Genomic DNA, 11,433 nt, shown 5'->3' with positions numbered 1-11,433 from the left:
TAAATACGTAGGGACGACAAAAATATCGCGGTACCACCCTAGTTATGAAGATACACCAAAGTTAGGACCTAAATAAAAAACGTCCCTACGCAAATACGTAGGGACGATAAATTATCGCGGTACCACCCTAGTTATGAAGCCACAACAAAGTAAGACCTAAATAAAAAACGTCCCTACGTAAATACGTAGGGACGATAAATATCGCGGTACCACCCTAGTTGTGAAACAATCTTCACCACTTTATTTGATAACGGTATAAACTACCGTCTTTCATTTCCTCATAATGTGAGATTTATGAAAGATGCTCCAGGACGAACTTCATGAATAATCTATATACTGATTCACACCAACCATCAGCTCTCTGAAATAGGGAGATATTCACTACTATACCCTTTCATTGCCCAAATATTATTTTCCGAATTGATTACTATCATTTTTATCATACATTAAAAATAGTGTCAACTTATATTTTGAATTTTTATGTATTACATTCTATTTAAAAATTCAAAATATGACTTTTAAATGAATAGTATTAGAACATTTATGGTTTATACTGTATTAACTTCCCTAGCAGGTTTATAGTAGTATACGATGAATGCAAGACAGCAAGAGTAGGAGGAAATAATTTTGTCTACGTCAAAAGTTTTAAAAGGAACTGCTTTATTAAGCGGGGCCACAATGATTTCACGTATATTAGGTTTTATATACTTCTTCCCTTTTCAATTACTAGTTGGAACGCAAGGGGTTGCTTTATATGGATATGCATACTCTTGGTACGGGATTTTATTAAGCTTTTCAACAGCGGGTATTCCTATTGCCGTTTCCAAATTCGTTGCAAAGCATAATGCGCTTGGTGATTATAGTACAAGCAAAAAATTATACAACTCTAGTGTAAAATTAATGTTGTTTATGGGATTTTTAGGATTTTTAATTTTATTTATTGGAGCACCGTACATATCACAATTTATTATTCGCTCGAAAACGCCAGATCCACAATTTATCGCTGACGTAACACTTACGATGCGAGCATTAAGTTTTGCACTTATTATCGTACCAGCTATGAGTGTTACACGTGGTTATTTCCAAGGTTTTCAACATATGAAGCCAAGTGCTGTTTCTCAAGTCGTGGAACAAATTGCACGTGTTGTTTTCATTTTAGTTGGTAGCTTCATCGTCTCAAAATTATTAGGGGGTTCAGTAGCTTCTTCGGTTGCAGTTGCTACGTTTGGTGCTGTTATTGGAGCACTTGCAAGCGTCTCTATTTTAATGATGTACTGGAAAAAATATAATGGGTTAAAACCTCCCGAAGGTGAATTAAAATCAAGAGCATCCAATATCCCATTAAAAAATATTTATATAGAATTACTTCGCTATGCAATCCCAATTGTATTTGTCGGCATCGCAATTCCACTTTACACGTTAGTAGATCAATATACTGTAGCTGATGTCCTTAGAGCGATGGGAGAGCCGTTAGAAACAGCAAATGCAGTTTTCGCTTATATAACGAACTATGCCCAAAAGTTAATTATGATTCCAGCTTCACTTGCAACTGGATTCTCCTTAACGATCATTCCGGCTATAACGAAATCTTATACAAGCGGGAAATTAGAAGAATTACAAGAACAAATTTCAAAGATATTTCAAGTCTTGTTATTCTTCACGATCCCGGCTGCATTTGGTCTTGCTAGCATCGCTTACGATGCATTCCGCATGGTTTATGTAAATCCTGAAATCGCACTTGGTGGATCACAATATTTAATTTCATTTGCACCGTCTGCTATATTAAGTGCGATTTTCACAGTCTCAGCAGCTATTTTACAAGGAATCGATTATCAAAGAAAAACAATGATTGCATTCTCAGCCGGGATTCTCGTTAAAGTTGTAGTAAATACACCGCTCTTACATTTATTTGGCGGACACGGTGCTGTACTTGGAACCATTCTTGGATACCTCGTTTCCAATAGTATTATGTTGTACTGCATCGTTAAGTTTGCGAAATTTAAAATTAGTGAGACAGCAAAAACAGTATTTCTTATTACAATTTACTCTGCAGCAATGTCTGCTGTTGTGATGGCATTAAAATCAATTTTAACATGGTTAATTCCTGGAAAAACTTATATGGAATCACTTCTCATTGTCGTTATATGTGGCGCTGCAGGAGGACTTGTTTACCTTTTATTCGTATTAACAAGTGGACTTGCTTCACATATTCTCGGTGATAGAATTCAACGCTTACCTATACTGGGGAAATTAGTAAAATAAAAAACAAAGAGATGTAACAAGGGTTACATCTCTTTGTTTTTTATTTCGCATATTGAATACGCTTTTGCTGTTCAGCAATATGTAATTCCGGAGCATGGTGTTCTACTAACTGTAATAGCTCCTCGATTAACACTTCTAACTCTTGTACACTATACTCCGGTTTCCCTATTAACGTATTCGCCATACGCTCATATAAGTTTTCAGGCTTAATAATCATTCGTTCCACATTATATGGCATCCATTTAAACGCTGGGTGATGTACATACATTTTATTCAAACCAAATAAGACCCCAAATATATTTCTTTGCGCTTCACAAATAACATCATATAGCATAAGCCAATCTTTTCGCTTTAAAAGAGCCTCTCGATTATGCCAGCGATTGCTTAACCAAAGATTTTCTGAAATCATCCGTTTCGCTAGGTCTTCTGGATATGCCAACACCCTATCTTTTAATTCATGTACTTTCTCTTCTCCATACAAACTAACACCATCATGAATGGATGATACGATACATTGTTTTTCATAACTTATATCATATTGAACCACCACATCCTCAATAACTTTCTCTACTGTTTCTGTTAAAAAGTTACTAATCTCTAATTTAATTCCTTCTTTCGTCAAATATGTTTCTGACCATTCTTCTTCCTCGTAAGGATGGTATGACAAAATTGTTCCACCAATATAGTTAATAGGCCCTTTACGATCCTCATCCTCTGGTGGCATTGACCATAAAATATGTAGTTCTATATCTGAATGTTCATCTTCTAGCTTTCTAGCTACTGAACCAGCTAAAATAATAGCCTCCACTTTCGGATTTTGCCTATAAACCTCCGACATTTCTATTGCTTTCTCTTTTAATTCCACTTCATTTCCCCCTATAATTGCAGTACACATTTAACTTTTCATTTATCTATTTCGATATTATGCATTGCACTCCCTTTTCAATGTTCCACTAAATCATATTTCTACCCAATAACGCTGAACAATTTCCCCAGTATGAGAAGAAACTACTTCATTTTCTAGCACACCGCCAACCTTTTGAATCGTTTTAGCCGAAGCAATATTAGCTTTATCGCAAGTTATTAACACTTTCTGCAACCCTAACTTTTGCGCTTCATATAATGCGAGTTTCAATTGTTTTGTCGCGTAACCTTGACGACGTTTATTTGGATGTACACTATATCCAATATGACCACTTTCCCGCAATAATTCTTCGTTTAATCGATGTCTAATATTCACAAAACCTATAAGTTCCCCTTTTTCAAAACTTAAAAATTGACTAGATGGTACTCGATTAGCTTTTAAGTTTTCCTCAAGTTCTTGTATATTCACTTTTTCAAACCATTCATCGAGAGAATCAAAATTTTGTAAAGAACTACTGCCATGTGGTTGTTCTCCTGATTGTAAAAACGCATGTTTATATTCCATAATTTCTCCACTATATTCATGTGTTGGTTTTAATAGTTTCATTTTTATTCTCCCCCTCTTTACAACCTAAAACAAACACCTTACTCGTAACAATTTCACGAGTAAGGTGTTTTTATCATTTTCATTCAAATAATCCCATACTCAAATACCGCTCCCCTGTATCAGGTGCAATACATAAAACTTTTTTACCAGCGCCTAAGCGTTTTGCGATCATAATCGCTGCGTAAACAGAAGCGCCTGAAGACGGCCCAACTAACAATCCCTCTTGTCTAGCTAAGTTTCTCATTGTCGTTAAAGCCTCTTCGTCTGCAATTTGAATAATTTCGTTATACACTTCTGTATTTAAGTTTTTCGGGATAAATCCCGGACTTGTTCCTACTAGTTTATGAGGACCCGGAACACCTCCCGATAGTACGGGAGATCCTTTCGGTTCTACTACTGCGATATATAAGTTTGGTAGTTTCTCTTTTAACGTTTCTCCAGTCCCTGTAATAGTTCCACCCGTTCCAGCAGTTGCTACAAAAGCATCGAGCTCTCCATCCATTTGTTCATAAATTTCAAGTGCAGTCGTATAACGGTGAATATTCGGGTTTGCTGGATTTTCAAATTGCTGCGGAATAAAACTATTTGGAATTTGCTTTTGTAGTTCTAACGCCTTCGCAATTGCTCCTGGCATTCTTTGTTCTGCCGGTGTTAAAACTACTTCTGCTCCGTATGCTTTCAATAAGTTAATTCTTTCTTTAGACATATTATCCGGCATAATTAAAATCGTTTTATACCCTTTTGCAGCCGCGTTCATCGCTAAACCTATCCCTGTATTACCACTTGTTGGCTCAATAATTGTATCTCCTGGTTTAATATGACCATTCTCTTCTGCAACGTGCAATAAATTATAGGCAGCACGGTCTTTCACGCTGCGTGATGGATTAAACATTTCTAGTTTTACATACACATCTGCTGCGTCTTCCGGAATAAATTTAGATAATCTGACGACAGGTGTATCTCCTATTAATTCTGTTACGTTTTCACATAATTTCATAGCGTATCCCCTATTCTATCGTTTTCTTATCATTTGGTAGTAACCATGAAGTAAGTCCAATTAATGGTAGACAACTACATAGTAACATAATGAATTGTAGACTATATATGTCAGCCAATTTCCCAAGAACAACAGAGCCTAAAGCACCGAGTCCAAACGCAAGCCCTACAATTAATCCTGATACCATTCCTACTTTTCCAGGAACAAGCTCTTGCGCATATACAACAATTACACTAAAACTACTTGAACTAATAAAACCGATACATAAAAATAGCGGTACGACCCATACGAGCGAAACGTGAGGTAATAAAAGTGCAAGTGGGGCTGAACCTAGCATTGAAAATACAATAATTGTTTTCTTTCCAAATCGATCTGCTAATGGACCACCGAAGAAAGTTCCTAACACACCAGCAATCATAAATGCAAATACGAAATACTGAGCATTTTTTATCGATAAACCGTAATGCTCAATTAAGTAAAATTGATAAAAATTCCCGATACCAGCACCGTACCAAGAGCGTACAAAAGTAAGAAAAACAAGAAGTAAAATAACAAATTTAATATGTGTACTTACAATCGCATGTTCCGCCTCAAGCGCAGCCCTCTTTTTTCTTCTCACAGCGCCAGTTGCTAATTCATTTCTATACCAATTTGATACGAAAATTAATAATACAATGCCTACCGCTGCAAAGGCTGTAAAACCTAAAGAACCAATTTGACCGAGCGGAACGAAAATTAACGCTGTAAAAATAGGAGCTAAGGAGTTCCCTGTATTTCCTCCCACTTGATAAATCGCTTGCGCTAATCCCCGCTTTGCACCGGACGCCATATAAGCCACTCGGGCACCTTCTGGATGAAAGACTGCGGAACCTAATCCGATAAATAAAACAGAAATAATAACAATAATAAAATTCGGTGCAAATGCAAGTCCGATCATCCCGAGCATACTTGAAAACATACCGAGCGGTAATAAAAATGGTGACGGCTTCTTATCCGAATACATACCAAAAACCGGCTGCATAATCGATGACGTCATATTTAATGCAAACGCAATCCACCCTACTTGCATATAGGATAAATTCATCGTTTTTTCCAAAATAGGAAATAAAGCGGGCACAACTGCTTGCATCGAATCATTTAAAAAATGACCGAAGCTAATCGCAAATAATATTCGATATATTGTCGGTGTTTCTACTCTGTTTTTTTGCGAAACTGCCTGCATATGTGTATTTCTCCTTCCTGTACAAAATATATATTTATTACAGTAGGTGTAATAAATTCTGACTTTTGAAACATTTCTATTCTATACTGGTTTCATTTCTTTTTCCAGAAATATCACTTTTCACATAATATATTTTTTCTATACGCTTTATCGGATTTATTTATAGAAATTTTCTATATTTTCTTTTATACTAAGGCAGAGATGAAGGGAAGGTTGACAAATATGAAGAAAAAAACAAAAGGGATCGTTGCACTCTCAATCACACTATCTATGTTTTTAACAGCATGTGGTCAAAAACAAGAGGCAACAACTACCGGAGAAAAGAAAAAAGCATCTTCAAAACAAGTATTAAACATTGTAGAAGCTGGGGAAATTTCTACACTTGATTCATCTGTCGCAACCGATGGGTTTTCTTACGCTGCATTAAACAACGTAATGGAAGGATTATATATGCCTGGTCCTGACAATAAACCTGTTCCTGCAGCTGCTGAATCATACAAACTGAGTGAAGACGGAAAAACATATACATTTATATTACACGATTCAAAATGGTCAAATGGCGATCCAGTAACTGCTCATGATTTTGAATATGCATGGAAACGTGCCGTAAATCCAGAAACTGCTTCTGAATACGCACACATTATGTTCGATATTAAAAACGCTGAAAAAATAAATAAAAAAGAATTACCAATTGATTCATTTGGTGTAAAGGCAATTGATGATAAAACACTTGAAGTACAGTTAGAACACCCTGTTCCATACTTTTTAGGTTTAATGGGGTTTGCAACATTTTATCCTCAAAACCAAAAAGTTGTAGAAGCACAAGGGAAAAATTACGGACTTGAAGCTGCAAATGTAGTTTATAACGGGCCGTTTCAATTAAGCGAATGGAAACATGATACAAGTTATAAAATGACGAAAAACCCGAACTATTGGGATAATAAAAATGTGAAGTTAAATGAAATTAATGTAAATATCGTAAAAGATACTTCAACAGCTGTTAATTTATTTGAAAGCAAACAAGTAGACCGAATTACAATTAATTCAGAGTTTGTTGATAAGTATCAAAAAGATCCGAGCTTAAAGAAAATGGAACGTCCTTCTGTGACGTTTTTCCGATTTAGTCAAAAGAATCCTTTATTAGCAAACAAAAATGCTCGTAAAGCTATTTCTCTTGCTTTTAATAAACAAGGAATCGCAACAACGATTTTAAACAATGGTTCTATACCTGCGAATGCATTCGTTCCGAAAGGATTCGTAAAAGGACCTGACAATAAAGATTTTCGCAGTACAAGTAATGTAAAAGTAGAAACAAATGTGAAAGAAGCTAAAACACTATGGGAAACTGCGAAAAAAGAAACAAATTTACAAAACGCTTCTCTTTCAATCATAACAACTGATGAATCTAACGATAAAAAAATTAGTGAGTTTTTAAAAGGTGAACTAGAGAAAAACTTACCTGGCTTAAAAATCACATTACACCCCCTTCCAGTAAAAGCATTTTTAGATCGTGAAGGAAATGGTGATTATGACATTTCACTTTCTACATGGGGACCAGATTATCCTGATCCTACAACATTTTTAAATATGTTCGTTACAGACGGACCGTTTAATAAGATGAGTTACTCAAACAAACAATACGACGAATTAATTGAGAAAACGAGCTCTACTTTAGTAACTGACTTACCAGCACGTTGGAAAGCGTTCCAAGATGCTGAGAAAATCTTACTTGAAGATGATGCAGCTATCGCTCCAATCTTCCAATCAGGACTCGTATATTTAGAACGTCCAACAGTAAAAGATGTTGTTGTTCGTCCATTTGCAGGAATTTTTTCTTATAAGTGGGCCTCTATTACAGAATAAGAAAAAGGCGATCCTAAAACATATTAGGATCGCCTTTTTTATTACATTGCAAAACGCTTATACTTTTCGTAATCGCTCGTCTTACATTCTACTTCTAGTTTCGTACCTTCGTTTTCATAACTCGTAGATAGGACGTGCGCATGATTATTGAAATAAGAAACTACCTGTCCTTGATCATATGGAATTAACATTTCACACTTCGTATACTCTTTATAAATGTGTGAACGAATCATTTCGACAAGCTCTTCTATCCCAACATGTTTCTTCGCTGATAAATAAACGCGGTCTTCTTGTACTTTTGGAATTTCAACATCTACCATATCTGATTTGTTATAAGCATAAATGGTTGGAATATTTTCTACTCCAATTTTCTTTAACGTTTCATTTGTAATATCAATTAACTGTTCGTAATTTGGATTTGCGTAATCTACAACGTGAATAAGTAGGTCTGCTTCCGCTACTTCTTCTAACGTTGAACGGAACGCTTTCACAAGGTGATGCGGTAATTTGCTTACAAATCCAACTGTATCCGTTAATAAAAATGATTTGTTATCTGGCAAATCAATATTTCGCACCGATGTTTCTAACGTCGCGAATAACATATCTTTTTCAAATACTTGTTTTTCTTCTGTACCATTATAAATTTCAAGCATCGCATTCATCGTCGTTGATTTTCCCGCGTTCGTATAACCTACTAATGCTACAACAGGAATTTCATTTTTCTTACGTTGTTTTCGCTGCGTTTGACGCTGCGCAACAAGAGCTTCTAAATCTTTATTTAAAACTGAAATTTGTTCTTCAATTTTACGACGATCCAACTCTAATTTCTTCTCACCGACACCTTTATTTTTCGTACCAACACCGCCGCTCTGTCTTCCTAACGATTCACGAAGACCAATTAAACGAGGCATCATATACTGAAGGTGGGCCACTTCTACTTGCAACTGCGCTTCTTTCGTTTTCGCACGTTGCGCAAAAATATCTAAAATTAATATGGTACGGTCAATTACTTTACAATCTAAATCTGCTTCTAAATTTCGAATTTGAGAAGGCGATAATTCGTCATTAAAGATTACCATATTCGCACCTACTTCATTTACATAGGCTGCTACTTCTTCAATCTTTCCTTTTCCAATATAATGGGATGGATTTACACGTTGTAAATTTTGCGTCACTTGTCCAATTACCTCTACATCACAAGCTTCTGCAAGATTCGTTAGCTCTTCCATCGAATATGCAAAATCATCCTCATTACCTAAATTTACTCCAACTAAAACTGCTCTTTGTAATAATTCTTCCATATATTTATTCCTCCATTTCGATTACGTAAAATAAAAAACACAGGTCGCTGCCTGTGTTTTCGTAAACGGATAAGGGTTCACCAAAGAAATAGAAGAAAGTTGTGCTTTCATCCTATCTCATAGTTAAAAAGTCCCAAGATCGTATACGTATCCACTATAAGTGTTCACCTATACGATCCCATTCTATTTATAAAGGCAAAACAAAAAGAGGGCGTATTCGTCCCTCCCTCTTTTTCACATATAAGCTTAATAAAGGGTTCCTTTAAAATAGGCAGACCAATCCCGTTCACTCTGCACACAGACAGAGCCTTTGAGCGCTATTCAATTATTGGCACAAAGTATTGAGACGTAATCTGATTAAGATCAAAGGAAGCCCCTCCGTTCATTTTAAGTTACATAAAGTGTAGCATAAGTAATTCGCTTTCACAAGGTTAAACCACCTATAGAAACTGAAAGAAAATCTTTGTATTTTTACTTTAATCGTCATTTTTTGCGCTTTTTTCTTACAATAAAAATCACAAGAGCTACTATCAGTAACAGACCTACAGAAAGAGTAACAACTTGCCACCAGCTTAAAACGTTCAACATGCCACCTTTTAAATCGACTTTCTTTGTCGGAACAGATTCTTTTGCAATTTGACTTAAAGTAACTTTGTCCGCCCCTGCCTCATCTAATCTCTTCGTTCCACTACAACTATTTGTGTATAATTGTTTTTCAGATCCTCTTTGAGAAGAATATATTAAGTACTCTCCTCCTTCCACAAAGTGAAACACACAATCACCACCATTTGTATATACAATAATTTGCGAAGAATTTATCCCTTTCCAAATTTTCTTCACTTCAAATAATACTTCAATTCCAACCCCTTCTTTCCTTCCAACCTCAATTACTTTTCCCTCAAACACTACATCGTTTTTTTGAAAGGCCTCTTCTGCTGATACGTTAATACAATCACAAGCATACGATTTCTCTGAAAAAATAATAAGAATAAAGCTACAAATAATGACAACAGGCAACATGCGTAAAACTGTTTTCAAGGAGCTCAACTCACTTCATTATCAATTTTAAAAACTTCTCGTATATTATTTTTTACAACACTCGCTAAATTCCTTCATAGTAAGCTAAGTCGTTCAATACACCCAAAATCTATATTGACATTTTTATAACCTGATATTAGTATCAGGTTATAAAATAAAGTTAGGAGCTGTTCCTATGAATTCTAAATCTTGTATTACTGCAATTGGTACTCATGTTCCAAATCAAATACTCTCTAATAATGATTTAGAAAAAATGATCGATACGAATGATGAATGGATTGTACAAAGAACAGGAATGAAGGAAAGAAGGATTGCTAGCGAAGAAGAATACTCCTCACACTTAGCCATTAAAGCAATTGAAAATTTATGTACAACATATAAGAAAAACTTAGAAGATGTCGACTGTATCATTGTTGCTACTACTACTGCTGATTACGTTTTCCCTAGTGTCGCTTGCCAAATACAACAATACTTCAACATACCTCATACAATGGCATTTGATTTAAATGCCACTTGCGCTGGTTTCACATATGGCTTGCACGTCGGTAATAGCTTGATTACTTCTGGATCACATAAAAAAGTACTTGTCATAGCGACAGAGACATTATCAAAAGTTACTGATTACACCGATAGAACGACCTGCATTTTATTTGGCGATGGTGCTGGAGCTATTTTATTAGAAAGAGATGAAAACAAACCCAGCTTTATTGCCGCACACATGGGAACAAATGGGGACGGTGGTATTCATCTATACAGAACAAACTTATCTACAACTATGAATGGTACACCACTGCAAACAAATGAAAAAATCGTGCAAAATGGAAGAGAAGTATATAAATGGGCAACACGCACGGTGCCAACAGGGATAAAAGAACTATTACATACCGCAAATATGCAAAAGGATGATATAGACTGGTTCATTCCTCATAGTGCTAATTTACGAATGATCGAATCTATTTGTGAAAAATCTCAAATTCCAATACAAAAAACATTAACGAGTGTGGAATTTATGGGGAATACATCTTCCGTCTCTATTCCACTCGCACTAGATTTAGCTAGAAAAGAAGGAAAATTAAGTAACGGAGACACACTTTTACTATACGGATTTGGCGGTGGTCTTACGCATTTAGGGCTTATTGTGAAGTGGGATTTAATTTAAGTTTATAAAAAGAGGTTGTCCCAAAAGTAGCTGAATAGCTACTTTTGGGCAACCTCTTTCTTTACGGAAAATATAAAAAAGAATCGTCCATTTTTGATATAATTAAGTCACCACAACCAA

Annotated in this window: 9 protein-coding genes and 1 other annotated feature; of the genes, 3 read left to right on the top strand and 6 right to left on the bottom strand. The window is 35.6% G+C overall.

The window, feature by feature from the left end; translation table 11 throughout:
• Nucleotides 1-184: 184 nt before the first annotated feature.
• Nucleotides 185-407, bottom strand: a binding site (T-box leader).
• Nucleotides 408-627: 220 nt separating this feature from the next.
• Entirely contained in the window at nucleotides 628-2,262 is a 1,635-nt protein-coding gene (locus MR083_RS24775; protein ID WP_242269987.1) for a putative polysaccharide biosynthesis protein, read from the top strand.
• 40 nt (nucleotides 2,263-2,302) lie between these two features.
• Here MR083_RS24775 and MR083_RS24770 read toward each other — a convergent pair whose 3' ends face one another.
• The 4 genes from MR083_RS24770 to MR083_RS24755 all read right to left on the bottom strand — a co-directional run bounded on the left by MR083_RS24770 (nucleotide 2,303) and on the right by MR083_RS24755 (nucleotide 5,952).
• Entirely contained in the window at nucleotides 2,303-3,127 is an 825-nt protein-coding gene (locus MR083_RS24770; RefSeq protein ID WP_242269986.1) for a DUF4037 domain-containing protein, read from the bottom strand.
• A gap of 93 nt (nucleotides 3,128-3,220) precedes the next feature.
• Complete coding sequence (locus tag MR083_RS24765) at nucleotides 3,221-3,733, bottom strand: GNAT family N-acetyltransferase (RefSeq protein WP_088106607.1); 513 nt, start codon at nucleotides 3,731-3,733, stop codon at nucleotides 3,221-3,223.
• Nucleotides 3,734-3,812: 79 nt separating this feature from the next.
• Nucleotides 3,813-4,730 carry a cysteine synthase A gene (gene cysK / locus MR083_RS24760; protein WP_000762260.1) on the bottom strand — a complete coding sequence of 306 codons (918 nt, stop codon included), beginning with the start codon at nucleotides 4,728-4,730 and terminating at the stop codon, nucleotides 3,813-3,815.
• Between the two features lie 10 nt (nucleotides 4,731-4,740).
• Entirely contained in the window at nucleotides 4,741-5,952 is a 1,212-nt protein-coding gene (locus MR083_RS24755; RefSeq protein WP_016717156.1) for an MFS transporter, read from the bottom strand.
• Between the two features lie 222 nt (nucleotides 5,953-6,174).
• Between MR083_RS24755 and MR083_RS24750 the strand changes: the two genes are divergently transcribed.
• Complete coding sequence (locus MR083_RS24750; protein WP_242269985.1) at nucleotides 6,175-7,815, top strand: peptide ABC transporter substrate-binding protein; 1,641 nt, start codon at nucleotides 6,175-6,177, stop codon at nucleotides 7,813-7,815.
• A gap of 41 nt (nucleotides 7,816-7,856) precedes the next feature.
• Here MR083_RS24750 and hflX read toward each other — a convergent pair whose 3' ends face one another.
• Complete coding sequence (gene hflX / locus MR083_RS24745; protein WP_046646891.1) at nucleotides 7,857-9,116, bottom strand: GTPase HflX; 1,260 nt, start codon at nucleotides 9,114-9,116, stop codon at nucleotides 7,857-7,859.
• A gap of 483 nt (nucleotides 9,117-9,599) precedes the next feature.
• Complete coding sequence (locus MR083_RS24740; protein WP_242269984.1) at nucleotides 9,600-10,154, bottom strand: cobalamin biosynthesis protein CbiN; 555 nt, start codon at nucleotides 10,152-10,154, stop codon at nucleotides 9,600-9,602.
• Between the two features lie 175 nt (nucleotides 10,155-10,329).
• Between MR083_RS24740 and MR083_RS24735 the strand changes: the two genes are divergently transcribed.
• Nucleotides 10,330-11,313, top strand: a complete 984-nt coding sequence (locus MR083_RS24735) for a ketoacyl-ACP synthase III (protein WP_242269983.1) — start codon at nucleotides 10,330-10,332, stop codon at nucleotides 11,311-11,313.
• Nucleotides 11,314-11,433 lie beyond the last annotated feature (120 nt).

The sequence above is a fragment of the Bacillus cereus group sp. BfR-BA-01408 genome (assembly GCF_022663305.1).
GTDB lineage: Bacteria > Bacillota > Bacilli > Bacillales > Bacillaceae_G > Bacillus_A > Bacillus_A pacificus.
Note: the sequence above shows the minus strand (reverse complement) of the source record. Positions and strands in the feature narration are given on the sequence as shown.

Excerpts from the sequence above, each read along its gene's own strand:
- MR083_RS24765 (WP_088106607.1), bottom strand. The coding sequence starts at position 3,733 with ATGAAACTATTAAAACCAACACATGAATATAGTGGAGAAATTATGGAA.
- cysK (WP_000762260.1), bottom strand. The coding sequence starts at position 4,730 with ATGAAATTATGTGAAAACGTAACAGAATTAATAGGAGATACACCTGTC.
- MR083_RS24755 (WP_016717156.1), bottom strand. The coding sequence starts at position 5,952 with ATGCAGGCAGTTTCGCAAAAAAACAGAGTAGAAACACCGACAATATAT.
- MR083_RS24750 (WP_242269985.1), top strand. The coding sequence starts at position 6,175 with ATGAAGAAAAAAACAAAAGGGATCGTTGCACTCTCAATCACACTATCT.
- hflX (WP_046646891.1), bottom strand. The coding sequence starts at position 9,116 with ATGGAAGAATTATTACAAAGAGCAGTTTTAGTTGGAGTAAATTTAGGT.
- MR083_RS24735 (WP_242269983.1), top strand. The coding sequence starts at position 10,330 with ATGAATTCTAAATCTTGTATTACTGCAATTGGTACTCATGTTCCAAAT.